Origin of the sequence: Klebsiella sp. C283 (genome assembly GCF_048822555.1) — a bacterium.
GTDB classification, from domain to species: Bacteria; Pseudomonadota; Gammaproteobacteria; order Enterobacterales; family Enterobacteriaceae; genus Klebsiella; species Klebsiella quasipneumoniae.
Genome location: NZ_JBMEZS010000013.1, coordinates 1 through 25,597, shown reverse-complemented (window position 1 = coordinate 25,597; position 25,597 = coordinate 1). Strand labels below are relative to the sequence as shown.

Sequence of the window (25,597 nt, the reverse complement as noted above, 5' to 3'; positions counted from 1 at the left end):
GAGCCTGACTTTTCACCGATTCAGCCCAGGAACTTCCCAACATGACGCGTAAACAGGCCACCATCGCAGTGCGTAGCGGTTTAAATGACGACGAGCAGTACGGTTGCGTTGTCCCGCCGATCCACCTCTCCAGTACCTATAACTTCACCGACTTTAATGAACCTCGCGCTCACGACTACTCCCGCCGCGGCAACCCGACGCGTGATGTGGTGCAGCGTGCCTTAGCGGAGCTGGAGGGCGGCGCTGGCGCGGTGCTGACCAATACCGGTATGTCGGCGATCCTGCTGGTGACGACGGTGTTCCTTAAGCCTGGCGATCTGCTGGTGGCGCCGCATGACTGCTACGGCGGCAGCTACCGTCTGTTCGATAGCCTGGCGAAGCGCGGCTGCTATCGCGTTCAGTTCGTCGATCAAAACGATGAGCAGGCGCTGCGGGCGGCGTTGGCGGAAAAACCGAAGCTGGTGCTGGTCGAAAGCCCAAGTAATCCATTGCTGCGGGTAGTGGATATTGCGAAAATCTGTGGTCTGGCGCGCGAAGCCGGGGCGATCAGCGTGGTCGATAACACCTTCCTGAGTCCGGCGCTGCAAAACCCGCTGGCGCTGGGCGCCGATCTGGTGTTGCACTCCTGTACTAAATACCTTAATGGTCACTCTGATGTGGTGGCCGGGGTGGTGATTGCCAACGATCCGGCGACTGTCACCGAACTGGCATGGTGGGCGAATAATATTGGCGTCACCGGCAGCGCCTTCGACAGCTATCTGCTGTTGCGCGGGCTGCGGACGCTTTCTCCACGCATGGAAGTGGCGCAGCGTAATGCCCTGGCGATTGTCGAGTATCTGAAAACCCAGCCACTGGTGAAAAAGCTGTATCATCCGTCGCTGCCGGAAAACCAGGGGCATGAAATTGCGGCGCGTCAGCAAAAAGGTTTTGGCGCAATGTTAAGCTTCGAGCTGGACGGTGACGAGCAGACGCTGCGCCGTTTCCTGAGCGGGCTGTCGCTGTTTACACTGGCGGAATCGCTGGGGGGCGTTGAAAGCCTGATTTCCCATGCGGCAACGATGACGCATGCCGGCATGGCGCCTGAAGCGCGTGCCGCCGCCGGAATTTCAGAAACGCTCCTGCGTATTTCGACCGGTATTGAAGATGGTGAAGATTTAATTGCCGACCTGGAAAATGGCTTCCGGGCAGCAAACGAGGAATAAAGATGAGTGTGATTGCGCAGGCAGGGGCGAAGGGTCGTCAGCTGCACAAATTTGGTGGGAGTAGTTTAGCGGATGCGAAATGTTACCTGCGCGTCGCGGGGATCATGAAGGAGTATTCGCAGGCGGGGGACATGATGGTCGTCTCCGCCGCTGGCAGCACCACCAACCAGCTGATCAGCTGGCTTAAGCTTAGCCAGAGCGATCGCCTTGCTGCGCATCAGGTTCAGCAGTCGCTTCGCCGCTATCACACCGAGCTGATTAGCGGTCTGGTGGAGCCTGCGGCGGCGGATACGTTGATCGCCGCCTTTATCCACGACCTTGAGCGTCTGGCTGGTCTGCTGGACGGCGGGGTTTCCGAAGCGGTCTATGCGGAAGTGGTCGGCCATGGGGAAGTGTGGTCCGCGCGCCTGATGGCGGCGGTTCTCAACCAGCTGGGAATGGAAGCCGCCTGGCTGGACGCGCGCGCGTTCCTGCGCGCGGAACGCGCCGCGCAGCCGCAGGTGGATGAAGGATTATCCTATCCACTGCTGCAGCAGCTGATGGCGCAGCATCCTAACAAGCGTCTGGTGGTGACCGGCTTTATCTCCCGCAACCAGGACGGTGAAACCGTCCTGCTGGGCCGTAACGGGTCTGACTACTCTGCCACCCAGATCGGCGCGCTGGCGGGCGCTTCCCGCGTCACTATCTGGAGCGACGTCGCCGGGGTGTACAGCGCGGATCCGCGCAAGGTGAAAGACGCCTGTCTGCTGCCGCTGCTGCGTCTGGACGAAGCCAGCGAGCTGGCGCGTCTGGCCGCGCCGGTGCTCCATGCCCGCACGCTACAGCCGGTTTCCGCCAGCGATATCGATCTGCAGTTACGCTGCAGCTATACGCCGGAACAGGGTTCCACGCGCATTGAGCGCGTGCTGGCCTCCGGTACTGGCGCCCGGATTGTCACCAGCCATGACGATGTCTGCCTGGTGGAGTTCCAGGTGCCGGCCGGTCACGATTTCAAACTGGCGCATAAAGAGCTGGACGCCCTGCTCAAACGCGCCCAGCTGCGCCCGTTAGCCGTTGGCGTCCATGCCGACCGCAAACTGCTGCAGTTCTGCTATACCTCCGAGGTGGCCGACAGCGCGCTGAAGCTGCTCGATGAGGCAGGTCTGCCGGGCGAGCTGCGACTGCGTCAGAAGCTGGCGCTGGTGGCGATGGTGGGCGCGGGCGTCACCCGCAACCCACTGCACTGCCACCGTTTCTGGCAGCAGCTGAAAGGGCAGCCGGTGGAGTTCACCTGGCAGTCGGAAGAGGGGATCAGCCTGGTGGCCGTCCTGCGCGCCGGGCCGACGGAAAGCCTGATCCAGGGGCTGCACCAGTCCTTGTTTCGTGCCGAAAAGCGTATCGGCCTGATGCTGTTCGGCAAAGGGAACATCGGTTCCCGCTGGCTGGAGCTGTTCGCCCGTGAACAAACCACGCTCTCGGCGCGCACCGGCTTTGAGTTTATTCTCGCCGGTGTGGTCGACAGTAAACGCAGTCTGCTGAACTACGACGGGCTGGACGCCAGCCGGGCGCTGGCTTTCTTCAACGATGAAGCGGTGGAGCAGGACGAAGAGTCGCTGTTCCTGTGGATGCGCGCGCACCCGTATGATGATTTAGTGGTGCTGGACGTCACCGCCAGCGAGCAGCTGGCAGACCAGTATCTTGATTTCGCCAGCCATGGCTTCCACGTGATCAGCGCCAACAAGCTGGCGGGGGCCAGCAGCAGCGATAAGTATCGCCAGATCCACGACGCGTTTGAGAAGACGGGGCGCCACTGGCTGTATAACGCCACCGTGGGCGCCGGCTTGCCGGTGAACCATACGGTGCGCGACCTGATCGACAGCGGCGATACCATCCTCGGCCTGAGCGGTATCTTCTCGGGAACGCTCTCCTGGCTGTTCCTGCAGTTCGATGGCACCGTGCCGTTCACCGACCTGGTGGATCAGGCGTGGCAGCAGGGTCTGACCGAGCCGGATCCGCGCGTCGATCTGTCCGGTAAAGATGTGATGCGCAAGCTGGTGATCCTCGCGCGGGAAGCGGGTTACGACATCGAGCCGGATCAGGTGCGCGTGGAATCACTGGTCCCGGCGCACTGTGAAGAGGGTTCGGTCGATCACTTCTTTGAGAATGGCGAAGAGCTGAACGAGCAGATGCTGCAGCGCCTGGAGGCGGCCCGCGAGATGGGGCTGGTGCTCCGCTACGTGGCGCGTTTTGATGCCAACGGCAAAGCACGCGTCGGCGTGGAGGCGGTACGCGAAGAGCACCCGCTGGCGGCGCTGCTGCCGTGCGATAACGTGTTCGCTATCGAAAGCCGCTGGTATCGCGATAATCCGCTGGTGATCCGCGGGCCCGGCGCCGGGCGCGATGTGACCGCCGGGGCGATCCAGTCGGATATTAACCGTCTGGCGCAGCTGCTGTAGTCCCGGGAAAAAGACCAGGCGCGGCCTGGTCTTTTTTGTTAGTGCGCCGCAAAAACTGCTTTAGCGGCAAACAGGCCGTTTAGCGCCGCCGGGAATCCGGCGTAGACCGCCATCTGCATGATCACTTCCGTAATTTCCTCTTGCGTCAGACCGACATTTAATCCCGCGGCAATATGCACTTTCAGCTGCGGCTCGGCGTTACCCAGCGCGGTGAGCGCGGCGATGGTGGCGATTTCCCGGCTACGCAAATCAAGCCCTGGCCGGGCGTAAATATCGCCGAAGGGGAACTCAATCAGATAGCGGGCGAAGTCGGGGGCGATATCCCGCAGGCTGTTGACGACGGCCTCCCCGCCGCTACCGTCCACGCGCTGAAGCATTTCCTGACCGGTGGTATAACGTTCGCTGGACATCGTTTTTTCCTCTCTGTGATGATGCGTTGAGAGGAAGGGTAGGGAAGTTTACCGGACTTGAGTAATACCCTTTTCGTGATACCTTTTCAGTATGACAACTTCGCGATTACATTCTCTCGATATCCGCCTGCTGCGTGCCTTTGCCGTGGTAGCTGAGGAAAATAACATCAGCCGGGCGGCGCAGCGGTTATTTATCTCGCAGCCGCCGCTGAGTCGCCATATGCGCTATCTGGAAGCGCAGCTGGGGGTGACGCTGTTTCAGCGCCATAGCAAAGGCCTGATCCTTACCGACGCGGGCAGAGAGGTGCTGGCGATCATTCGGCCCATGCTGGCGCTCCAGGAACGCACGCTGGCGGCATTGAGTGAGCTCTCCGTTCACTCGCCGCCGTCTCTGCGTCTGGGCGTGACCACCGCCTTCGAACAAGGCATTTTCGCTGCTGTTGAATCTGCGCTGAGCGAACATACCCGCGGGTTGCATATCACCCGCCACGCCTCACCGGCGCTGGCGCAGCAGGTGCGCAAAGGCAAACTCGATGCAGCGCTGGTCGCGCTGCCGCTCAATACTGAAGGGCTGCACCTGCATCCATTGCCGTATCAGGAGCCGCTCATCGCGGCAGTGCCAGCCTCCTGGCCGGAAGCCGTCATACCAGCGTTAACGCTAAGCGCGCTCAATCATCGGCCGCTGTTCTGGTTTAAACGCGAGCGTAACCCCGATTTCTTTGACTACACGCGGCGCATTTTCGACCGGGCTGGCTATACCCCCGCTTATGTGGAAGAGCCTGCCGAACATGATGTGCTGCTGGCGCGAATCGCGCGTGGGGAAGGCATGATCCTCCTGCCGGCGTCCTTTTCCGCGATCCAGCGTCAGGGGGTAGTGTTCTGTCCTGTCGCTGAAGGCGACAGCATGCCGTTAAGCCTTGGGGTGATCTATGCGCCTCACCAGGCAGGAGCCGTGCAGCAATGGCTCTCACTGCTGGATGATCACCTGACGACTCGCTCGTCTCATGCTGAATATCGTTCTACCCCATGTTGACCGCAGAGCGGGCTCTTTAGGCTGGCAAAGCGCCGGTAGATGAAGTTTTTTCATGTTGGCAGCCTTTTCCTCACTCTTTACGCAGATTTTTCTATTGACGCCCGGGCGCTTTTCCGTCATTTTTACATCTGGACGTCTAAACGTATAGAAGTTCGCAACACAACAGCCATTACATGCGATTGATGAGGTAAGGTATGAGCTTTTTTCACGCCAATCAGCGGGAAGCCCTGAATCAGAGCCTGGCGGAAGTCCAGGGCCAGATTAATGTGTCCTTTGAATTCTTTCCGCCGCGCACCAGTGAAATGGAGCAGACCCTGTGGAAATCCATCGATCGCCTGAGCAGTCTGAAACCGAAGTTTGTCTCGGTGACCTATGGCGCGAACTCCGGCGAGCGCGATCGCACCCACAGCATCATCAAAGGTATTAAAGAGCGAACCGGTCTGGAAGCGGCGCCGCACCTGACCTGTATCGATGCTACTCGCGATGAGCTGCGCACTATCGCCCAGGATTACTGGAACAACGGCATCCGCCATATCGTCGCTCTGCGCGGCGACCTGCCGCCGGGCAGCGGTAAACCGGAGATGTACGCCGCCGATCTGGTCACTCTGCTGAAAGAGGTGGGAGATTTTGATATCTCCGTCGCCGCATATCCGGAAGTGCATCCGGAAGCGAAAAGCGCGCAGGCGGATTTGCTCAACCTGAAACGCAAAGTCGAGGCAGGCGCCAACCGCGCGATCACCCAGTTCTTCTTCGATGTGGAAAGCTACCTGCGTTTTCGCGATCGCTGCGTCTCGGCGGGCATCGACGTGGAAATTATTCCGGGTATCCTGCCGGTTTCCAACTTTAAACAGGCGAAAAAGTTTGCGGATATGACCAACGTTCGTATCCCGGTGTGGATGTCGAAAATGTTCGAAGGGCTGGATAATGACGCCGAAACCCGTCAGCTGGTGGGGGCGAATATCGCCATGGACATGGTGAAGATCTTAAGTCGGGAAGGGGTAAAAGATTTCCACTTCTACACCCTTAACCGCGCCGAAATGAGCTACGCCATCTGTCATACGCTGGGCGTGCGTCCGGCCTGAGTGTTTGCCGTTTCCGCCGTCAGTGGGCGACGCGTCCGGCTGATAAACATAAAAAAACACCCGGCTGACGCCGGGTGTTTTGTTTTGCTCTGGATTATTCCCATTCCTGCAGGAAGCGCTGGCCATATTGGTCGGCGACCAGCAGCGCGGCGTAGACCTGGTCGGCGTCGACGCCGCCCGGCATATTGTGGATGGTTTCTCCTTCAGCGCAGGCGGCTTCCGCCACCAGGCGCATTTTGGTCGGGATGTCGCCTTTGATATCCAGCTGCGCCAGCGTGATCGGCAGCCCAACGCTGTGACATAGCGCGGCGACAGTCTCGATCTCTTCCACCGGCGCGTTTTCCAGCACCAACTGCGTCAGGGTGCCGAACGCCACTTTTTCACCGTGATAATAGTGGTGAGCGTCAGGGATGGCCGTCATGCCGTTATGAATCGCGTGGGCTGCCGCCAGGCCACCGCTTTCAAAACCGACGCCGCTCAGATAGGTGTTGGCTTCCACCACCCGCTCCAGCGCCGGAGTGACCACGTGCTGTTCGGCGGCCAGCATCGCTTTTTCACCCTCTTCGAGTAAGGTGTTGTAGCACAGCTCGGCCAGCGCCAGCGCCGCCTGGGTGCATTTCCCGCCCGCCATGGTGGTGGCGCCGCTGCGTGAGCAGGCGCGGGCTTCGAACCAGGTGGCCAGCGCATCGCCAATCCCGGCGGCCAGCAGGCGAGCCGGCGCGCCAGCAACGATCTGCGTATCGACAATGACCATGTTAGGGTTGTGCGGCAGCATCAGATAGCTGTCGAACTCGCCTTCGTCGGTGTAAATCACCGACAGTGCGCTGCACGGCGCATCGGTGGAGGCGATGGTGGGGGCGATCGCCACCGGCACCTTCATAAAATGGGCCAGCGCTTTCGCGGTATCCAGGGTTTTACCACCGCCGATCCCCAGCACGGCGGTGCATTTCGCACTGCCGGCGATATCGCGCAGGCGATTGATTTCATTATGCGAACATTCACCGCCAAACGGCGCGATTTCCGCCGCCAGGCCGGCGTCAGCCAGGCTTTTGCGTAGCATCTCTTCCGCGAATCCCAGCACGAATTTATCGCCAACGACCAGCCAGCGTTCGGCCAGCGGTTTCAGGTAGTCGCCAAGGCGCTTGATGGCGCCTGCGCCCTGGATGTATTTGCCTGGTGATTGAATAATGCGATCCATTTCGATTCCTCCTCGATGACCGTGATGCCGCCCGCAGGCGGCGCGCGGGTCCGGTTACAGGTTCAGCGTGCCAAAGGCGTTATTCCAGTCCTGTTCAAACTTCTCTATGGCTGACTCTACCGCAGGGGTGCCGAGCATTTGTTGCGCTACATCTAGTGGAAGGGTGATTGCTTCGCAGCCAGCCAGCAGGCAATCCAGTGCCTGACGGGGCGTTTTGAAGCTTGCCGCCAGCACTTTGCTTTCGGGCGCATGCATTTCCAGCAGGGATTGCAGTTCCTGCACCATGCGGATGCCGTCTCCGCCCTGAGCGTCGACGCGGTTAACGTAAGGCGCGACGTACTTTGCGCCGGCCAGTGCGGCCAGCAGACCCTGTGAAGCGCTGTAGACGGCGGTGCCAAGGGTCGGGATGCCTTCTTTCTTCAGCATCTTGATAGCGGCGAGGCCTTCGGCGGTGACCGGGATTTTGACCACGATGCCCGGCACGGCGTTGCTCAGGCGTTTGGCTTCTGCCACCATGCCCTGCGCATCGCGGCTCATGGTCTGCGCGAACAGAATTCCTTCCGGGCCAACGGCTTTTTGCAGGCGCGGCAGTACATCCCACACCGGGGTTTTACCGGCGGCGATAATGCTCGGGTTGGTGGTCACCCCGGCCAGCGGGTAGATGCGGGCCAGGCGTTCCACTTCGGCGACGTTGGCGGTATCCAGATAGAGTTCCATAGCGTTTTCCTCAATGCTTAATTCGGTGCTGTCGTTGAGGTAAGCATACGGCTTTCGTTCGAAGGATCGCCAGATGACAAATTTGCCAAAAACTGGATAAATGTACGCATCGCGATTAAGGATGATTTAGATCACATTTATCGATGCTGGCTGGGATGGCAGGAAACTATAGCGCGCACAAAAGTCAGGTTTAACACACAAAAATCTAGTTCTTTGCCGCCGACGATTTTTCCGTCAGCTGGCTATGGTACTGGCGGCGGTATTCAGACGGCGAGCGTTCCGTGGTTTTGCGGAACAGGCGGCAGAAGTAGTTGCTGTCGGCGAAGCCGCAGGCGTGGGCGATGTCTTTCACTTTCATATCGTGGCCCTTCAGCAGCATACGGGCCTGTTCGAGACGAATGTGGTTTAGATATTCATTGAAGCCCATTGGCCCACATTTCTGGAACAGATGGGAAAGATAGTTGGGAGAGAGATAGAACGCCTGGGCGACCGATTCCCGGCTCAGCGGCTCCGCGTAATGGACCTCGATGTACTGACGGATTGCCTCGAACAACGCCTGGCTGCGCGAGGAGGTTTGCGCCTGGCTGCCGAGAAGATCATGGCAGTGGCTGAGCAGGCTGATGACGATGCTGCGGGCGGTTTGCTGCTCCTGCGGCTGCATCCGGATCTCGTTGAGGGCCTGCAGCAGGAAGGAACCGACGCGCGGCCCGCGACGCAGCGCCTGTAGCTTTTCAACAACGGCGATCGTCTTGCCATTCCAACGCTGCAGCGAGCACTCCAGCTGCTGCTTAGCGAACAGGATGCTTAACAGCAGGCAGGGCGCCTGCCACTGTGGGCAGTTCCAGCTATCGCCAGGAATATAGAGCACGTCATGGGCCTCCAGGAGCGGGGCGTTATCGCCGAGCGCCTGGTCGCGCAGCTGCCCATCGAGGAGGATATTCAGACGGGGAAAATCAACCTGCACCACCGGTTCAGCAGGCGAGCGCGTCTCGCCGGCGAAATAAACCCGTCCGAGGCTGGTCTGCTTTTTTAGCAATGCATCAATAAGTTGATTGATATCGTTGTCCATCATTGTTCCGCCCCGCGCATCACCCTTTTCATCATACCGGACATTATTCCAGCGGTAAAAGCGCCAGCCTGTCGCTATTGCTTCTCATTTAAGAGATGTTATATCGTAACAATTTGTCATCATTGATAGCAAACTCAGGAGAGAGTAATGACCAGAAAGATCCCCCTGCTGGCCTTGGGACTCGGCATGGCGCTAGCCAGCGCCCAGGCGTTCGCCCACGGCAACCATAGCCATGGGCCGGCGCTAACCGAAGTGGAGCGTCAGGCCAGCGAAGGCATTTTTGCGGATAAAGATGTGCAGGACCGCGCGCTGAGCGACTGGGAGGGCGTCTGGCAGTCGGTGAACCCGTATCTGCTCAACGGCGATCTCGATCCGGTGCTGGAGCAGAAGGCGAAAAAGCCCGGCGGCAAGAGCGTGGAGGAGTATCGGGCCTATTATAAGAAGGGCTACGCCACCGATGTGGAACAGATTGGCATTGAAGATGACGTGATTGAGTTCCACATTGGCGAGACCGTCAACAGCTGCAAATACCGCTATTCAGGCTACAAAATCCTGCATTACGCCTCCGGTAAGAAGGGCGTACGTTATCTGTTCGAGTGCCAGCAGGGCGATGCCAGCGCGCCAAAATATGTCCAGTTCAGCGACCACATCATTGGCCCGCGTAAATCGCAGCATTTCCATATTTTCATGGGCAATGAATCACAGGAAGCGTTGCTGAAAGAGATGGATAACTGGCCGACCTATTATCCGTATGCGCTGCATAAAGAGCAGATCGTTGATGAGATGCTGCACCACTAGAACGGGTGAAAAATCCCCCGGCCGGGCGGCCGGGGGAAAGACAGCGATTAGCCGGTGTTACGCATACCGGCGGCGACGCCGGCGATGGTGACCATCAGCGCTTGTTCAACGCGCGGATCCGGGTCTTTGCCCTCTTCTTCAGCCTGGCGCGAACGGTGCAGCAGTTCCGCCTGCAGGACGTTCAGCGGGTCGGTATAGATATTACGCAGCTGGATAGACTCGGCGATCCACGGCAGGTCAGCCATCAGATGAGAGTCGTTGGCGATGGCCAGCACGACGTTGATATCGGCAGCCAGCAGCTTGCGCAGCTCGGTACCCAACGCCCACAGCTCTGGTTTCACCAGGCGCTGATCGTAGTACTCCGCCAGCCACAGGTCGGCCTTCGAGTAAACCATCTCCAGCATGCCGAGACGGGTGGAGAAGAACGGCCAGTCGCGACACATCGCTTCCAGTTCACTCTGTTTTCCGCCTTCAACCACTTTCTGCAGCGCAGCGCCAGCGCCCAGCCAGGCTGGAAGCATCAGGCGGTTCTGGGTCCAGGCGAAGATCCACGGAATGGCGCGTAGCGACTCGACGCCGCCGGTCGGACGACGTTTTGCCGGACGCGAACCCAGCGGCAGTTTGCCCAGCTCCTGCTCCGGAGTGGCGGAGCGGAAATAAGGCACGAAATCTTTGTTTTCACGCACGTAGCCGCGATACATCTTGCACGACACGTCGGACAGCTCGGCCATGATGTCGCGCCACTGCGGTTTTGGTTCCGGCGGCGGCAGCAGGTTGGCTTCGAGGATCGCGCTGGTATAGAGCGACAGGCTGCTGATGGTGACTTCCGGCAGGCCGTACTTAAAGCGGATCATCTCACCCTGCTCGGTAACGCGCAGGCCGCCCTTCAGGCTTCCCGGCGGCTGTGAGAGGAGCGCGGCGTGGGCCGGCGCGCCGCCGCGGCCAATGGAGCCGCCGCGACCGTGGAACAGCGTCAGTTCGATCCCGGCTTTCTCACAGGTTTTGATCAACGCGTCCTGCGCCTGGTACTGCGCCCAGGAGGCGGCCATCACGCCTGCGTCTTTCGCGGAATCAGAGTAGCCGATCATGACCATCTGTTTGCCCTGGATAAAGCCGCGGTACCAGTCGATATTCAGCAGCTGGGTCATGACGTCGTTGGCGTTGTTCAGGTCATCCAGCGTTTCGAACAGCGGGGCCACCGGCAGGGCAAAGCCAATCCCGGCCTCCTTCAGCAGCAGATGAACCGCCAGCACGTCGGACGGCGTTTTGGCCATCGAGATCACGTAGGCGGCGATCGATCCGCGCGGCGCCTCGGCGATCACTCTACAGGTGTCGAGAACTTCGCGGGTCTCTTCGCTTGGCTCCCACTGGCGCGGCAGCAGCGGACGTTTGGAATTCAGTTCGCGGATCAGGAAAGCCTGTTTGTCGGCTTCTGACCAGCTTTCGTAATCGCCGATCCCGAGGTAACGGGTCATTTCGCCCAGCGCTTCGGTGTGGCGGGTGCTTTCCTGACGGATATCAATACGCACCAGCGGTACGCCGAAGGACTTCACGCGGCGCAGGGTGTCGAGCAGCTCGCCGTTGGCGATAATGCCCATGCCGCAGGCCTGCAGCGATTTATAACAGGCGTATAGCGGCTCCCACAGCTGCTCGTTCTGAGTGATCAGTCCCGCCGGTTTCGGCAGCTTCTGACCTTTCAGACGCGCTTCCAGCCAGGCCTGGGTTTCCATCAGCTGAGTGCGCAGTTTTTTCATCAGGTAACGGTACGGTTCCTGAGCGCCCTCGGCGCCGGCCAGGGCGCGCAATTCGTCAGTACACTCCACCATCGACAGCTCGGAGATCAGCACCTGCACATCTTTGAGGAACAGATCGGTCGCTTTCCAGCGGCTGAGCAGCAGCACGTGGCGGGTGATATCGGCGGTCACGTTCGGGTTGCCGTCGCGGTCGCCGCCCATCCACGAAGTGAAACGCACCGGGACAAAGTCCACCGGCAGCTGATAGCCGAGGTTGGCTTCCAGCTGTTCGTTCAGCTCGCGCAGGTAGTTAGGCACCCCTTCCCACAGGCTATTTTCCACCACCGCGAAGCCCCATTTGGCTTCATCGACCGGGGAAGGGCGGTGCTTACGAATTTCATCGGTATGCCAGGACTGGGCGATCAGCTGGCGCAGGCGGCGCATCAGCTGGTGGTGCTCGTAGTCCGCGATATCTTTGTTATCCAGCTGCTTGAGGCAGTTGTTCACTTCCACCATTTTATGGATCAGCGTCCGGCGGGTGATCTCGGTCGGGTGGGCGGTTAACACCAGCTCCAGGGACAGAGATTCCACCGCTTTTTTGATGGTGTCTTCGTTGAGATTGGGTTGGTCTTTGAGCTTTCTCAGGGTGCGCGCAATGACTTCCGGATTGCTGGCCGCTTCGCCATTCGGCGAAATGCTGTGGTACTGCTCAGCGGTGTTGGCCAGATTCAGGAACTGGCTGAAGGCACGGGCCACCGGCAGCAGTTCGTCGTTAGACAAATTCTGCAGCGTGGTCAGCAGCTCCTGGCGGTTAGCTTCGTTGCCGGCGCGTGAAGATTTGGACAACTTACGGATAGTTTCGACACGATCAAGAATATTTTCTCCCAATGCATCCTTGATGGTATCGCCCAGCACCTTGCCGAGCATACTGACATTACTACGCAATGCGGAATATTGTTCGTTCATGTTACCCCAGACACCCCATCTCATTTTATTTTGTTATATCCGCTGCGCTGGAACGTGAGCAACGGATAAGCAACCCGTCTTTTATAAAGCCACGTAAATACCCCCACGTCAATTACTGCGAAATCGCTTCAGCAAACGAGTAAATACCCGTAATTTGCGAAATTTAACTCAGGGGGCGCTGGATAAGCATCGCTTATGGAAATGTGACGATCGTCACCGTTCCGCCCCGGGAGAGCGGGGCGGAAAAAGAGGGCGATTTTAGTGCCAGCAGAAGTGGTGAACCACCTGGCTAATCAGCTCCCGCGTCGGCTTGATAAAGCGCGTCTCCAGAAACTCGTCAGGCTGATGGGCCTGATTGATCGAGCCCGGGCCGAGAACCAGCGTTGGGCACAGCGTCTGGATAAACGGCGCTTCGGTACAGTAGTTCACCACGTCGGTCTGGGCGCCAAGCAGTTTCTCAACCACCTGCACCAGCTTATGGTCCGGCGGGCACTCGTAGCCGGGGATCGGCGGATGCAGCTCCGAGACCGTCAGGCGGCCCGGCCAGCGTTCGCTGACCGGGGCCAGCGCCTCGTCCAGCAGACCATTGAGGTCGTTGAGGGTCATCCCCGGCAACGGGCGGATGTCCATATGCAGTTCACAGCAGGCGCAGATACGGTTTGAGGCATCGCCGCCATGGATGGCGCCGAGGTTGAGGGTCGGGTAAGGGACCGTGAACGCCTCGAAGTGGTAGCGCTCTTTTAGCAAATCGCGCAGCTGCATAATCCGACCGATGGCGTCGTGCATCAGCTCGATCGCGTTGACCCCGCGCGCCGGATCGCTGGAGTGGCCGGACTGGCCCTGAATACGGATCGCGTTGGACATATGTCCTTTATGGGCGCGGATCGGCTGCAGGGAGGTGGGCTCGCCGATGATGGCGCAGTCGGGGCGCAGCCGGGTGGTTTCGGCAAAATAGCGCGCGCCGGCCATGCTGGTCTCTTCGTCGGCGGTGGCCAGAATATACAGCGGTTTTTTCAGCGTGGTGACGTCGACATCGCGCAGGGCGTCGAGAATAAAGGCGAAGAAGCCTTTCATATCGGCCGTGCCGAGGCCGTAGAGCTTGTTATCGTGTTCGGTAAGGGTGAACGGATCGCGCGTCCAGCGGCCGTCATCGAACGGCACGGTATCGGTATGCCCGGCGAGAAGCAGGCCGCCGGCGCCGTGTCCGGTGCTGGCCAGCAGGTTGAATTTATGGCGCGTATCCGGCACCGGCTGTACCTCGACATTAAAGCCGAGATCGCGGAACCAGCCGGCCAGCAAATTGATTAAAGACTCATTGCTCTGATCGAGAGCCTCTTCGGTCGCGCTGATGGACGGTGTGGCGATCAACGCGCGGTAAATCTCGATAAAGGGCGGTAAATTGTTTTTCATTGTTGACACACCTTGGGTCGTGATAGTATCAATATTCATGCATTTATTGTGAATAAAAATACAATATCGTTGAGCGTAAGAAAACCCATCGAATGTAAGGAGATGCGCTTCCAATGTTAAATACGCTGATTGTGGGTGCCAGTGGTTATGCCGGCGCAGAGCTGGTGACCTATATCAATCGTCATCCGCATATGAACATAACCGCTTTGACGGTCTCCGCGCAAAGCAATGATGCGGGAAAATTAATTTCCGACCTGCATCCGCAGCTCAAAGGCATTGTCGATATGCCGCTGCAGCCGATGTCCGATATCAGCGAATTCAGCGCTGGCGTGGACGTGGTGTTTCTCGCCACCGCGCACGAAGTGAGTCACGATCTGGCGCCGCAGTTCCTTGCCGCCGGCTGCGTGGTGTTCGATCTCTCCGGTGCCTTCCGCGTTAACGATGGGGCGTTCTACGAAAAATATTATGGTTTCACTCATCAGCATCCCGACCTGCTCAAACAGGCGGTGTATGGTCTGGCGGAGTGGAGCGCGGATGCGCTTAAAGAAGCGCAGTTAATCGCGGTGCCTGGCTGCTACCCGACGGCGGCGCAGCTGTCGCTGAAGCCGCTGATTGATGCCAGTCTGCTGGATCTCAACCAGTGGCCAGTGATCAACGCTACCAGCGGGGTGAGCGGCGCGGGACGCAAAGCCGCGATCGGCAACAGCTTCTGTGAAGTCAGCCTGCAGCCATACGGCATCTTTAACCATCGTCATCAGCCGGAGATTGCCAGCCACCTCGGAGCGAAGGTGATTTTTACCCCGCATCTGGGTAATTTTAAGCGCGGCATTCTGGAAACCATTACCTGCCGCCTGAAGCCGGGCGTTGGCCATGCGCAGATCGCGGCGGTTTACCAGCAGGCTTACGCCGATAAACCGCTGGTACGTTTATATGATAAAGGCGTGCCCGCATTGAAAAGCGTCGAAGGTCTGCCATTCTGTGATATCGGTTTTGCCGTGCAGGACGACCATCTCATCGTCGTCGCGGCAGAAGATAACCTGCTGAAAGGCGCCGCAGCGCAGGCGGTGCAGTGCGCGAATATTCGTTTCGGCTTCGCTGAGACGCAGTCTCTTATTTAAGGTGTGATGATGAACCCATTAATTATCAAACTCGGCGGCGTATTACTCGATAGCGAAGAAGCGCTGGAGCGTCTGTTTACCGCGCTGGTCAATTACCGTGAAGCGCACCAGCGTCCGCTGATTATCGTCCATGGCGGCGGCTGCGTGGTGGATGAGCTGATGAAGCAGCTCAACCTGCCGGTGCAGAAGAAAAATGGTCTGCGGGTGACGCCGGCTGAGCAAATCGACATCATCACCGGCGCGCTGGCGGGAACCGCCAACAAGACGCTGCTGGCGTGGGCGAAAAAGCACGGTCTGGCCTCTGTCGGCCTGTTCCTCGGCGATGGCGATAGCGTGAAGGTGACACAGCTGGATGCTGAGCTGGGCCATGTCGGGCTGGCGCAGCCGGGCTCTCCGACGCTGATCAACACCCTGCTGGCGGGCGGTTACCTGCCGGTGGTGAGCTCTATCGGCGTGACCGACGAGGGCCAGCTGATGAACGTCAATGCTGACCAGGCGGCGACGGCGCTGGCGGCTACCCTGGGGGCGGATCTGATCCTGCTGTCTGACGTCAGCGGTATCCTCGACGGTAAAGGACAGCGTATTGCCGAGATGACCGCCGAGAAAGCGGAGCAGCTGATCGAGCAGGGGATTATCACTGACGGCATGATTGTCAAAGTGAATGCGGCCCTCGACGCGGCGCGTGCTCTGGGCCGTCCGGTGGATATCGCCTCCTGGCGTCACGCCGAGCAGCTGCCGGCGTTGTTTAACGGCACGCCTATCGGCACACGTATTCTGGCTTAAGATTTCATGCCCGGCGGCGCGTTGTCTGCCGGGCTTACAAGACCGTAGGCCGGGGAGGCACAACGCCACCGGCGGAACTAACGAATAAAGGAAGCATGTTATGGCACTTTGGGGCGGGCGTTTTACACAGGCAGCAGATCAACGGTTCAAACAGTTCAACGACTCGTTGCGCTTCGACTATCGTCTGGCGGAGCAGGATATCGTTGGCTCTGTCGCCTGGTCGAAAGCGCTGGTAACGGTCGGCGTACTGAGTGCCGATGAACAACAGCAGCTGGAAGAAGCGCTGAACGTGCTACTGGAAGAAGTGCGCGCCAATCCGCAGCAAATCCTCGCCAGCGATGCTGAAGATATTCACAGCTGGGTGGAAGGCAAACTGATCGACAAAGTGGGTCAGTTGGGCAAGAAACTGCATACCGGCCGCAGCCGTAACGACCAGGTCGCTACCGATCTTAAACTGTGGTGCAAAGATACCGTTGTCGAACTGCTGTCGGCGAACCGCCAGCTGCAGAGCGCGCTGGTGGAGACGGCCCAGCAGAACCAGGACGCGGTGATGCCGGGGTACACCCACCTGCAGCGCGCCCAACCGGTGACGTTCGCGCACTGGTGTCTGGCCTATGTCGAAATGCTGGCGCGCGATGAAAGCCGCCTGCAGGACGCGCTGAAGCGCCTCGACGTTAGCCCGCTGGGCTGCGGCGCGCTGGCGGGGACGGCGTATGAAATCGACCGCGAGCAGCTGGCCGGCTGGCTGGGCTTTGCCTCCGCCACCCGCAACAGCCTCGACAGCGTGTCCGACCGCGACCATGTTCTGGAGCTGCTTTCCGATGCCTCTATCGGCATGGTCCATCTGTCGCGCTTTGCGGAAGATCTGATTTTCTTTAACTCCGGCGAAGCGAATTTCGTCGAGCTTTCCGACCGCGTAACCTCAGGCTCCTCGCTGATGCCGCAGAAGAAAAACCCGGACGCCCTGGAGCTTATCCGTGGCAAATGCGGCCGCGTGCAGGGCGCGCTGACCGGCATGATGATGACCCTGAAAGGGCTGCCGCTGGCCTACAACAAAGATATGCAGGAAGATAAAGAGGGACTTTTCGACGCTCTGGATACCTGGCTCGACTGCCTGCATATGGCGACCCTGGTGCTGGATGGCATCCAGGTGAAACGTCCGCGCTGTGCGGAAGCGGCGCAGCAGGGCTATGCCAACGCCACTGAGCTGGCGGATTATCTGGTGGCGAAAGGCGTACCGTTCCGCGAGGCGCACCATATTGTCGGTGAAGCGGTGGTGGAAGCCATTGCGCAAGGGAAACCGCTGGAAGCGCTGGCCCTGGCCGACCTGCAGAAATTCAGCCCGGTGATTGCGGACGATGTTTATCCGATCCTGTCGCTGCAGTCCTGCCTTGATAAACGCGCGGCAAAAGGCGGCGTCTCGCCGCAGCAGGTGGCGCAGGCTATCGACGAGGCGAAGGCCCGTCTGAGTTAATCCACAGAAATCTGTCTTCCCTGACCCGGCCGAGCCCAGCGACGCCGGGTTTTTTATGCAAAAAAAAAGCGGACGCAAGGTCCGCAAAAGTTCACGTTGGCTTTAGTTGTTCGGGTAGAGAAACAGTGTGACGGGTCAGTGGTTTTCACAGGTTCACCGTCTTTATGGGCGTATTATTGAACAGAAAACTTGATAGGGATAATCGTTCGTTGCTATGCTATCTATCGCCATGGACTATCGTGGCGATGGAGGATGAATAATGAATATTCGCGATCTTGAATACCTGGTAGCGCTCGCCGAACACCGCCACTTCCGGCGGGCGGCTGACTCATGCCATGTGAGCCAACCGACGCTCAGCGGACAGATCCGCAAGCTGGAGGATGAGCTTGGCGTCATGCTGCTGGAGCGCACCAGCCGTAAGGTTCTGTTTACCCAGGCGGGGCTGTTGCTGGTGGATCAGGCGCGTACCGTGTTACGCGAAGTAAAAGTGCTCAAGGAGATGGCAAGCCAACAAGGGGAAACCATGTCCGGGCCGCTGCATATCGGCTTGATCCCGACAATCGGCCCGTACCTGCTACCGCACATCATTCCGATGCTGCATCAGACCTTCCCGAAGCTGGAAATGTATCTGCACGAAGCGCAGACCCATCAGCTGCTGGCTCAGCTCGACAGCGGTAAGCTCGACTGCGCCATCCTGGCGCTGGTCAAAGAGAGCGAGGCCTTTATCGAGGTGCCGCTGTTCGATGAGCCGATGATGCTGGCTATCTATGAAGATCATCCGTGGGCAAACCGCGACCGGGTGCCGATGTCGGATCTGGCCGGTGAAAAGCTGCTGATGCTGGAGGATGGCCACTGCCTGCGCGATCAGGCGATGGGCTTCTGCTTTGAAGCGGGGGCGGATGAGGATACCCACTTCCGCGCGACCAGCCTGGAAACGCTGCGCAATATGGTGGCGGCAGGCAGCGGTATTACCCTGCTGCCTGCGCTGGCAGTGCCGCAGGAAAGAAAACGCGATGGCGTGGTCTACCTGCCGTGCATTAAGCCAGAGCCAAGACGCACCATCGGTCTGGTTTACCGTCCGGGCTCACCGCTGCGCAGCCGCTATGAACATCTGGCGGAGGCCATCCGCGGCACGATGGATGGCCATTTCGACAAGGCGTTAAAACAGGCGGTTTAAGCCGTTCAGCGCGGCAACCCGGTACGCTTCCGCCATGGTCGGGTAGTTAAAGGTGGTGTTGACGAAGTACTCAATGGTGTTACCACCACCTTTCTGCTCCATGATCGCCTGGCCGATGTGAATGATTTCGGCTGCGCGTTCGCCAAAGCAGTGAATGCCGAGGATCTCCTTGGTCTCCCGGTGGAACAGGATCTTCAGGGTTCCCACGCTCATGCCAACGATTTGCGCCCGCGCCAGGTGTTTAAACTGAGCGCGACCCACCTCATACGGCACTTTCATCGCCGTCAGCTGCTGCTCGGTTTTCCCGACGGAGCTGATTTCCGGAATGGTGTAGATCCCGGTCGGGATATCTTCAATCAGATGCGCTGAGGCTTCGCCTTTCACCAGCGCCTGGGCGGCAATGCGTCCTTGATCGTACGCCGCGGAGGCGAGGCTCGGATAGCCGATGACATCCCCAACCGCATAGATGTGCGGAAGGGCGGTCTGGTACATGCTGTTGACCTTCAGCTGGCCGCGACTGTCGGTCTGCAGACCGATGTTTTCCAGCGCCAGAGTGTCGGTATTGCCGGTGCGGCCGTTGGCGTACAGCAGGCAGTCCGCTTTGAGCTTTTTGCCGGATTTCAGATGCATGATGACGCCGTCATCAACGCCTTCAATCTTTTCGTACTCCTCGTTGTGGCGAATGACCACGCCGCTGTTCCAGAAGTGATAGGAGAGCGAATCTGACATCTCCTGATCGAGGAAGGCCAGCAGACGATCGCGGGTGTTGATCAGATCGACCTTCACCTCCATGCCGCGGAAGATCGACGCATATTCACAACCGATTACCCCGGCGCCGTAAATGATCACATGGCGCGGCTCATGCTGCAGGCTGAGAATCGAATCGCTGTCATAGATGCGCGGGTGGTGGAAATCGACATCCGCCGGATGATAGGGGCGAGATCCGCAGGCGATAACGAATTTCTCCGCGGTCACCGTCTCGACCGTGCCGTCATGGCACTCCAGCGCCAGAGTATGCTCATCAACGAAGTGGGCATTGCCCTGCAGAATTTCACAGTGGTTGCGCTCATAGAATCCCTGGCGCATATGAGTCTGCTGGTTGATGACGCTGTCGGCATGGTTAAGGATGTCGGCGAAAGAAGAGCGAAGAAGGCGGGAGTGGTCGCTGTAGAGGGGGTTTTGGTTAAACTCGATAATACGGCTGACGGCATGGCGGAGGGCTTTCGACGGGATGGTGCCCCAGTGGGTGCAACCGCCGCCGACATTATGGTAGCGCTCGATGACGGCAACGCGTGCTCCCTGTTTCACCAGTCCCATGGCGGCGCCTTCGCCGCCAGGACCGGAACCAATCACTATTGCATCATAATCCCAAGAGTGTGACATGGCATTACTCACCTGTTTTATACATAAAATAAACACGATGATAACATTCGCTGCGCTTTAACCCAATTATCGTTGTGCTTTTTTGCGGCATAAAAGCAGAAACGGCTCGTAAACAATCATTCACAATCCAGGGCAAACCGATTAGTTTTAATCTCTGGTATAGTGCCAGCAGGGCTATTGGAAGGATTCATACATCGTGATGGGCGTAAGAGCACAACAAAAAGAAAAAACCCGCCGTTCGCTGGTGGAAGCGGCATTCAGCCAACTTAGCGCTGAGCGGAGTTTCGCCAGCCTGAGCTTGCGTGAAGTGGCGCGGGAAGCAGGGATCGCGCCGACGTCCTTTTATCGTCATTTTCGCGATGTCGATGAGTTAGGCCTGACGATGGTCGATGAGAGCGGACTGATGCTGCGCCAGCTGATGCGCCAGGCGCGCCAGCGGATTGCCAAAGGCGGCAGCGTGATCCGCACCTCGGTCTCGACCTTTATGGAGTTTATCGGTAACAACCCGAACGCTTTCCGCCTGCTGCTGCGCGAGCGCTCGGGAACGTCTGCGGCGTTTCGCGCCGCCGTCGCACGCGAAATCCAGCATTTTATTGCGGAACTCGCCGACTATTTAGAACTCGAAAACCATATGCCGCGCGCCTTTACCGAAGCGCAGGCTGAAGCTATGGTCACCATCGTTTTTAGCGCTGGCGCGGAAGCGCTGGATGTCGGCCCTGAACAGCGCCGACAGCTGGAAGAACGGTTGGTACTGCAGCTTAGAATGATCTCTAAAGGCGCGTATTACTGGTATCGCCGTGAACAAGAAAAAATGTCACATCATTCCGAATAACGTGAAGGACGAGCAATGAAACACTCAGTTCAAGATAAAGGTACGCTGCTGCTGGCGCTGATTGCCGGGTTATCTATTAATGGCGCCTTTGCGGCGCTGTTCAGTTCGATAGTTCCGTTTTCCGTCTTCCCCATCTTATCCCTGCTGCTGACGGTCTACTGTCTGCATCAGCGCTATCAGAACCGCAGTATGCCCGTCGGGCTACCGGGCCTGGCCGCCGCCTTTTTTATTCTCGGGGTGCTGTTGTACAGCACCGTCGTGCGTGCGGAGTACCCGGATATCGGCTCTAACTTCTTCCCGGCCGTTCTGTCCGTCGCGATGGTCTTCTGGATCGGCTACAAGATGCGTAACCGCAAAAATACCGCCGCTGAATAAGCCGCCAGTGATAAAAAACCGGCAATATGACGTTGCCGGTTTTTTTTGGCCTATTTCCGGGTCAGCAGAACGCCGCACTCCATGTGATGGGTATACGGGAACTGGTCGAACAGCGCCAGCCGGGTAACGTTGTGCGTCTGGCTTAGCGTTTCCAGATTACGGCACAGCGTTTCCGGGTTGCACGAAATGTACATTATGCGCGGATAGGCCTGCACCATTTTCTCCGTTTCACTGTCCAGCCCGCTACGCGGCGGATCGACGAAAATAGTCTCGCACTGATAGCTTTGCAGATCGATACCCTGCAGCCGGTTGAACTCACGCACGCCGTTCATCGCCTGAGTAAACTCTTCAGCCGCCATGCGGATAATCTGCACGTTGTCGATATGGTTGGCGGCGATGTTGTACTGCGCCGCCGCCACCGACGGTTTGGCGATTTCGGTGGCCAGTACGCGATCGAAATTACGCGCCAGCGCCAGCGAGAAGTTACCGTTGCCGCAGTACAATTCCAGCAGGTCGCCGGTCGCCCCTTTGGTGACATCCAGCGCCCACTCCAGCATCTGAATGTTCATGGCCGCGTTCGGTTGGGTAAAGCTGTTTTCCACCTGACGGTAGATCATCTCCCGACCGCCAACCGGCAGGCGTTCATCTATATAATCCTGATCGAGCTCGATTTTAGTTTTGGTCGCCCGACCAATCAGATGCACATTGAGCCCCTGGGCTCGCAGGGCATCACGCAGCGCCTCCGCTTGCTCACGCCAGGCATCATCGAGCTTTTTATGATACAGCAGCGAGACGACCGCCTGGTTGCTGAGGGTGGTCAGATAGTCAATCTGGAACAGCTTATGGCGCAGCACGGGATTGTTGCGCACGCCCTCCAGCATGGCGGTCATCAGCTGATTGATGAGCGCGCTGGCGGCCGGGAAGCTGTCAACGCGAATCCGCGACCGGGTCTGCTGATCGAAAATAATATGGTACAGGTCGTCGCCATCGTGCCACAGACGGAACTCGGCGCGCATACGGTAGTGGCTGACCGGCGAACGAAACACTTCCGGAACCGGCGCGGCGAAAGGCGCCATCATGGTTTGCAAACGGACGACTTTTTCTGCCAGCTGCGCTTCGTATTGTTCGGTAGGAAGGTGTTCGGGGGTCATGATGTATCCTGAATAAAATAAGTACGCGGGGATTGTAGGGAAAGCGCCGGGGATGTCCAGCCTCGAATGCCGCGGGAAATATAATTAGCAGTCTGGACATCTATATGTTTCTGATTGTAGCATTCGCCTACCGGTCCTGTGAGTTAAAAGGGAACCCAGTGGAAATCTGGGGCTGACGCGCAGCGGTAAGGAAGGTGAGAAATGAGCGCACTCGGTGCAGACACTGCGGTTAGCCGTGGGAAGTCATTATTTCTTGAAACAGCCTCCAAGCCCGAAGACCTGCCGGAATACGTCGCACTGGGTTTTATCGTCGCGAGCAACTGATAAAACCTGCGGCATCCTTTTTCTGTTTCGGATGCTTTTACAATGATTAAAAAAGCTTCGCTGATGACGGCCTTATCCGTCACGGCATTTTCCGGCTGGGCGCAGGACAGCAATTCAGACACGTTGGTGGTGACAGCAAACCGTTTTCAACAGCCGGTCAATACCGTGCTGGCGCCGACCGATATAGTGACGCGCGATGACATCGACCGCTGGCAGTCCAAAGATTTAAACGATGTCATGCGTCGTCTTCCCGGGGTCGATATTGCCCGCAACGGCGGCATGGGGCAGAGCGCTTCGCTGTATGTTCGGGGGACGGAGGCTCGCCACGTGCTGGTGCTGATCGACGGCGTGCCGATGGCGCGTCCGGGGATCTCCAACGGCGTGGATATCAGTCAGATCCCTATCTCTCTGGTCCAGCGGGTGGAATACATTCGCGGCCCGCGCTCCGCGGTGTACGGCTCCGGGGCGATCGGCGGGGTGGTGAACATCATCACCATGACCGATGCTGAGCGTTCGCAGATCAACGCCGGCGCGGGAACGAACGGCTATCAGTCCTACGATGGCGCCTTTAACAAGCGGTTTGGCGATACGCTGGTTACCGCTGCCGGCGCCTATCAGACCACCAAAGGGTTTAACGTCCAGCCGAACTCCTCTTATAGCGGCGACAGCGATCGCGACGGCTACCGCAATAAAATGCTATGGGGCGGGGTACAGCATCAGTTCGATGACAACTTCTCGGGGTTCTTCCGCGGCTATGGTTATTCCGCCAATGCTGACTATGACCAGGGTAACTGGGGCTACGCAGGTGGAAACGATGAAGATCAGTCCTATACCCAATCCTGGGACACCGGTCTGCACTACCATTCCGGAATTTACTCCTCCCAGCTGATTGCGAACTATCAGCGTATTAAAGATTACAACTACAGCAGCGACGCTGGCCGCTATGCCGCGGGCACCACCCTGGATGATATGGAACAACGCTATATCCAATGGGGAAATAATGTTGTGGTGGGCCATGGCGCAGTGAGCGGTGGCGTAGACTGGAAACAGGAGAAGCTGAAATCCAGCGGAACGACCAGTACCGACGTGTATAAGCGCGATACCACCGGTCTTTATCTGACGGGCCAGCAGCAGATTGACAGCGTGACGCTGGAAGCTTCCGGCCGTGAGGATCATGACGAGCAGTTTGGCTGGCACGGTACCTGGCAGACGGCGGCAGGCTGGGAATTTATCGAGGGTTATCGGACAACGCTCTCGTACGGTACAGGATTCCTCGCCCCCTCCCTCGGACAGCAGTACGGCGCAGAACGTTTTGGCATCGCCTCTAACCCGAACCTGAAGCCAGAGGAGTCGAAGCAGTGGGAAGCGGGCCTCGAAGGGTTGACGGGGCCGGTCGACTGGCGTCTCTCCGCGTATCGCTATGAGATTCAAAACCTCATTGATTACGACAACAACGCCTATTACAACGTCAAGTCTGCGACAATCAAGGGGCTGGAGTGGACGGGGAATGTCACCACAGGGCCGGTGGAGCACCATCTGACGCTGCAGTATGTTGACCCTCGCGATGATGAAACTAACAAGATCCTCTATCGCCGGGCGAAGCAGCAGGTGAAATACGAGCTGAACGGCCAGGTCTACGATCTGGGGTGGGATGTGACGTATCACTACATCGGCAAGCGCTACGATTATGATTACGACAACTCGCGTACCGTCAATATGGGTGGGTTGAGCCTCTGGGATGTCGGTTTATCGTATCCCGTCACCTCACACCTGACAGTTCGTGGTAAAATAGCCAACCTGTTCGATAAAGATTACGAGACAGTTTATGGCTACCAATCTGCAGGACGGGAATACACCTTGTCTGGCAGCTACACCTTCTGATCCACGTCCCACCGTGCTGGTGTTTGATTCCGGCGTCGGTGGGTTGTCGGTTTATAATGAGATTCGGCAGCTGCTGCCGAATCTGCATTACATCTATGCTTTCGATAACGTTGCCTTCCCCTATGGCGAGAAGAGCGAGGCGTTTATCGTTGAGCGCGTTGTGGAAATCGTCACCGCTGTCCAGCAGCGTTATCCCCTGGCGCTGGCGGTGATCGCCTGCAATACCGCCAGTACCGTCTCCCTGCCTGCTCTGCGTGAAAAGTTCGCCTTCCCCGTTGTCGGCGTGGTGCCGGCGATCAAGCCCGCCGCCCGCTTAACGGCGAACGGCATTGTCGGCCTGCTGGCGACGCGCGGCACCGTAAAGCGTCCTTATACCCGTGAGCTGATCGACCGCTTTGCCAATGAATGTCGGATTGAAATGCTGGGGTCGGCGGAGCTGGTGGAGCTGGCGGAAGCGAAGCTGCACGGCGAGCCTGTGCCGTTAGAAGAACTGCGCCGTATCCTGCGCCCGTGGCTGCGGATGCAGGAGCCGCCGGATACGGTGGTGCTGGGCTGCACCCACTTTCCTCTTTTACAGGAGGAGCTGCAGCGCGTCCTGCCCGAGGGCACGCGGCTGATCGATTCCGGCGCGGCGATTGCCCGTCGCACCGCCTGGCTGTTAGAGCATGAAGCGCCGGACGCGAAGTCCAGCGACGAGAATAAAGCATTCTGCATGGCGTTGACGGCAGAAACGGAACAACTTTTACCCGTTTTGCATCGCTATGGCTTCTCGACGCTGGAAAAATTACCGCTTTAACGGCGTTTTGCACAAAAAAGAGACGGTTGAATAATTTTTTGAAAACAGGGCTTGTCAACGCCTCAGAACTCCCTATAATGCGCCTCCACTGACACGGAACAACGGCAAGCAAGCCGCCGGGTCAGCAGGGTTTCGGCGATGAAGTTCAGCGCTGAAAACCGACAGAGAAAAGCAAAATAAGGGCTTGACTCTGAATGAGGAAAACGTATTATACGGGACCTCGCAACGGTGAGCTGAAAGTCGCGTTGCA

At 58.3% G+C, this 25,597-nt stretch carries 21 protein-coding genes and 1 riboswitch; of the genes, 13 read left to right on the top strand and 8 right to left on the bottom strand.

Annotated elements, in window-relative coordinates; genetic code table 11:
* Positions 1-41: 41 nt before the first annotated feature.
* Complete coding sequence (gene metB, locus ACOI7Z_RS23055; protein ID WP_004203678.1) at positions 42-1,202, top strand: cystathionine gamma-synthase; 1,161 nt, start codon at positions 42-44, stop codon at positions 1,200-1,202.
* Between the two features lie 2 nt (positions 1,203-1,204).
* Positions 1,205-3,637 carry a bifunctional aspartate kinase/homoserine dehydrogenase II gene (locus tag ACOI7Z_RS23050; RefSeq protein WP_087849052.1) on the top strand — a complete coding sequence of 811 codons (2,433 nt, stop codon included), beginning with the start codon at positions 1,205-1,207 and terminating at the stop codon, positions 3,635-3,637.
* 38 nt (positions 3,638-3,675) lie between these two features.
* Here ACOI7Z_RS23050 and ACOI7Z_RS23045 read toward each other — a convergent pair whose 3' ends face one another.
* Positions 3,676-4,047: a carboxymuconolactone decarboxylase family protein gene (locus tag ACOI7Z_RS23045; RefSeq protein WP_023291530.1), complete on the bottom strand. Its 372-nt coding sequence runs from the start codon at positions 4,045-4,047 to the stop codon at positions 3,676-3,678.
* Between the two features lie 91 nt (positions 4,048-4,138).
* On the opposite strand from ACOI7Z_RS23045, the gene ACOI7Z_RS23040 reads away from it, so the two are divergent.
* Positions 4,139-5,080, top strand: coding sequence for a LysR family transcriptional regulator (locus tag ACOI7Z_RS23040; RefSeq protein ID WP_087849051.1), 942 nt, complete (start codon positions 4,139-4,141; stop codon positions 5,078-5,080).
* Positions 5,081-5,274: 194 nt separating this feature from the next.
* A complete protein-coding gene (gene metF, locus ACOI7Z_RS23035; protein ID WP_023291532.1) occupies positions 5,275-6,162 on the top strand; it encodes a methylenetetrahydrofolate reductase in 888 nt (295 codons plus the stop codon).
* Between the two features lie 94 nt (positions 6,163-6,256).
* Here the strand turns inward: metF and gldA are convergent, their stop codons facing one another.
* The 3 genes from gldA to ACOI7Z_RS23020 all read right to left on the bottom strand — a co-directional run bounded on the left by gldA (position 6,257) and on the right by ACOI7Z_RS23020 (position 9,224).
* Entirely contained in the window at positions 6,257-7,360 is a 1,104-nt protein-coding gene (gene gldA, locus ACOI7Z_RS23030; RefSeq protein ID WP_032454483.1) for a bifunctional L-1,2-propanediol dehydrogenase/glycerol dehydrogenase, read from the bottom strand.
* Positions 7,361-7,414: 54 nt separating this feature from the next.
* The gene (fsa, locus tag ACOI7Z_RS23025) at positions 7,415-8,077 is read right to left on the bottom strand and encodes a fructose-6-phosphate aldolase (protein ID WP_044520931.1); all 663 of its coding nucleotides are present in this window, start codon (positions 8,075-8,077) and stop codon (positions 7,415-7,417) included.
* 205 nt (positions 8,078-8,282) lie between these two features.
* Positions 8,283-9,224: an AraC family transcriptional regulator gene (locus ACOI7Z_RS23020; RefSeq protein ID WP_224256479.1), complete on the bottom strand. Its 942-nt coding sequence runs from the start codon at positions 9,222-9,224 to the stop codon at positions 8,283-8,285.
* A gap of 69 nt (positions 9,225-9,293) precedes the next feature.
* On the opposite strand from ACOI7Z_RS23020, the gene zinT reads away from it, so the two are divergent.
* The gene (gene zinT / locus ACOI7Z_RS23015; protein ID WP_023291535.1) at positions 9,294-9,944 is read left to right on the top strand and encodes a metal-binding protein ZinT; all 651 of its coding nucleotides are present in this window, start codon (positions 9,294-9,296) and stop codon (positions 9,942-9,944) included.
* Between the two features lie 47 nt (positions 9,945-9,991).
* Here the strand turns inward: zinT and ppc are convergent, their stop codons facing one another.
* Together ppc and argE are read right to left on the bottom strand one after the other, a co-directional pair.
* On the bottom strand, positions 9,992-12,643 hold the full coding sequence (gene ppc / locus ACOI7Z_RS23010) for a phosphoenolpyruvate carboxylase (protein WP_023291536.1): 2,652 nt from the start codon (positions 12,641-12,643) through the stop codon (positions 9,992-9,994).
* A gap of 258 nt (positions 12,644-12,901) precedes the next feature.
* Positions 12,902-14,053 carry an acetylornithine deacetylase gene (argE, locus tag ACOI7Z_RS23005; RefSeq protein ID WP_023291537.1) on the bottom strand — a complete coding sequence of 384 codons (1,152 nt, stop codon included), beginning with the start codon at positions 14,051-14,053 and terminating at the stop codon, positions 12,902-12,904.
* A gap of 113 nt (positions 14,054-14,166) precedes the next feature.
* Between argE and argC the strand changes: the two genes are divergently transcribed.
* The 4 genes from argC to oxyR all read left to right on the top strand — a co-directional run bounded on the left by argC (position 14,167) and on the right by oxyR (position 18,605).
* Positions 14,167-15,171 (top strand): N-acetyl-gamma-glutamyl-phosphate reductase, encoded by a 1,005-nt coding sequence (gene argC, locus ACOI7Z_RS23000; protein ID WP_025710967.1) that lies wholly within the window; start codon positions 14,167-14,169, stop codon positions 15,169-15,171.
* Between the two features lie 6 nt (positions 15,172-15,177).
* Positions 15,178-15,954, top strand: a complete 777-nt coding sequence (argB, locus tag ACOI7Z_RS22995; RefSeq protein WP_085955164.1) for an acetylglutamate kinase — start codon at positions 15,178-15,180, stop codon at positions 15,952-15,954.
* 100 nt (positions 15,955-16,054) lie between these two features.
* A complete protein-coding gene (gene argH, locus ACOI7Z_RS22990; RefSeq protein WP_044520936.1) occupies positions 16,055-17,428 on the top strand; it encodes an argininosuccinate lyase in 1,374 nt (457 codons plus the stop codon).
* Between the two features lie 259 nt (positions 17,429-17,687).
* Positions 17,688-18,605 (top strand): DNA-binding transcriptional regulator OxyR, encoded by a 918-nt coding sequence (gene oxyR, locus ACOI7Z_RS22985; RefSeq protein ID WP_002883015.1) that lies wholly within the window; start codon positions 17,688-17,690, stop codon positions 18,603-18,605.
* Here oxyR and sthA read toward each other — a convergent pair.
* Entirely contained in the window at positions 18,588-19,988 is a 1,401-nt protein-coding gene (gene sthA, locus ACOI7Z_RS22980) for a Si-specific NAD(P)(+) transhydrogenase (protein WP_002883016.1), read from the bottom strand. The genes oxyR and sthA overlap by 18 nt on opposite strands.
* A gap of 196 nt (positions 19,989-20,184) precedes the next feature.
* On the opposite strand from sthA, the gene fabR reads away from it, so the two are divergent.
* Entirely contained in the window at positions 20,185-20,820 is a 636-nt protein-coding gene (gene fabR / locus ACOI7Z_RS22975; RefSeq protein ID WP_004151856.1) for an HTH-type transcriptional repressor FabR, read from the top strand.
* 15 nt (positions 20,821-20,835) lie between these two features.
* The gene (locus ACOI7Z_RS22970) at positions 20,836-21,195 is read left to right on the top strand and encodes a YijD family membrane protein (RefSeq protein ID WP_004203691.1); all 360 of its coding nucleotides are present in this window, start codon (positions 20,836-20,838) and stop codon (positions 21,193-21,195) included.
* A gap of 50 nt (positions 21,196-21,245) precedes the next feature.
* Here ACOI7Z_RS22970 and trmA read toward each other — a convergent pair whose 3' ends face one another.
* Complete coding sequence (gene trmA / locus ACOI7Z_RS22965) at positions 21,246-22,346, bottom strand: tRNA (uridine(54)-C5)-methyltransferase TrmA (protein WP_087849050.1); 1,101 nt, start codon at positions 22,344-22,346, stop codon at positions 21,246-21,248.
* A gap of 114 nt (positions 22,347-22,460) precedes the next feature.
* Positions 22,461-22,648: riboswitch (cobalamin riboswitch) on the top strand.
* 64 nt (positions 22,649-22,712) lie between these two features.
* On the opposite strand from trmA, the gene btuB reads away from it, so the two are divergent.
* Positions 22,713-24,551, top strand: coding sequence for a TonB-dependent vitamin B12 receptor BtuB (gene btuB / locus ACOI7Z_RS22960; protein WP_032454489.1), 1,839 nt, complete (start codon positions 22,713-22,715; stop codon positions 24,549-24,551).
* Positions 24,496-25,347 (top strand): glutamate racemase, encoded by an 852-nt coding sequence (murI, locus tag ACOI7Z_RS22955; protein WP_044520945.1) that lies wholly within the window; start codon positions 24,496-24,498, stop codon positions 25,345-25,347. The genes btuB and murI overlap by 56 nt, the downstream gene beginning before the upstream one ends.
* The last annotated feature ends 250 nt before the right edge of the window (positions 25,348-25,597 follow it).

Bases quoted from the DNA above. Each gene is read 5' to 3' on its own strand.
- metB (WP_004203678.1), top strand. From the start codon at position 42: ATGACGCGTAAACAGGCCACCATCGCAGTGCGTAGCGGTTTAAATGAC.
- ACOI7Z_RS23050 (WP_087849052.1), top strand. From the start codon at position 1,205: ATGAGTGTGATTGCGCAGGCAGGGGCGAAGGGTCGTCAGCTGCACAAA.
- ACOI7Z_RS23045 (WP_023291530.1), bottom strand. From the start codon at position 4,047: ATGTCCAGCGAACGTTATACCACCGGTCAGGAAATGCTTCAGCGCGTG.
- ACOI7Z_RS23040 (WP_087849051.1), top strand. From the start codon at position 4,139: ATGACAACTTCGCGATTACATTCTCTCGATATCCGCCTGCTGCGTGCC.
- metF (WP_023291532.1), top strand. From the start codon at position 5,275: ATGAGCTTTTTTCACGCCAATCAGCGGGAAGCCCTGAATCAGAGCCTG.
- gldA (WP_032454483.1), bottom strand. From the start codon at position 7,360: ATGGATCGCATTATTCAATCACCAGGCAAATACATCCAGGGCGCAGGC.
- fsa (WP_044520931.1), bottom strand. From the start codon at position 8,077: ATGGAACTCTATCTGGATACCGCCAACGTCGCCGAAGTGGAACGCCTG.
- zinT (WP_023291535.1), top strand. From the start codon at position 9,294: ATGACCAGAAAGATCCCCCTGCTGGCCTTGGGACTCGGCATGGCGCTA.
- ppc (WP_023291536.1), bottom strand. From the start codon at position 12,643: ATGAACGAACAATATTCCGCATTGCGTAGTAATGTCAGTATGCTCGGC.
- argE (WP_023291537.1), bottom strand. From the start codon at position 14,053: ATGAAAAACAATTTACCGCCCTTTATCGAGATTTACCGCGCGTTGATC.
- argC (WP_025710967.1), top strand. From the start codon at position 14,167: ATGTTAAATACGCTGATTGTGGGTGCCAGTGGTTATGCCGGCGCAGAG.
- argB (WP_085955164.1), top strand. From the start codon at position 15,178: ATGATGAACCCATTAATTATCAAACTCGGCGGCGTATTACTCGATAGC.
- argH (WP_044520936.1), top strand. From the start codon at position 16,055: ATGGCACTTTGGGGCGGGCGTTTTACACAGGCAGCAGATCAACGGTTC.
- oxyR (WP_002883015.1), top strand. From the start codon at position 17,688: ATGAATATTCGCGATCTTGAATACCTGGTAGCGCTCGCCGAACACCGC.
- sthA (WP_002883016.1), bottom strand. From the start codon at position 19,988: ATGTCACACTCTTGGGATTATGATGCAATAGTGATTGGTTCCGGTCCT.
- ACOI7Z_RS22970 (WP_004203691.1), top strand. From the start codon at position 20,836: ATGAAACACTCAGTTCAAGATAAAGGTACGCTGCTGCTGGCGCTGATT.
- trmA (WP_087849050.1), bottom strand. From the start codon at position 22,346: ATGACCCCCGAACACCTTCCTACCGAACAATACGAAGCGCAGCTGGCA.
- btuB (WP_032454489.1), top strand. From the start codon at position 22,713: ATGATTAAAAAAGCTTCGCTGATGACGGCCTTATCCGTCACGGCATTT.
- murI (WP_044520945.1), top strand. From the start codon at position 24,496: ATGGCTACCAATCTGCAGGACGGGAATACACCTTGTCTGGCAGCTACA.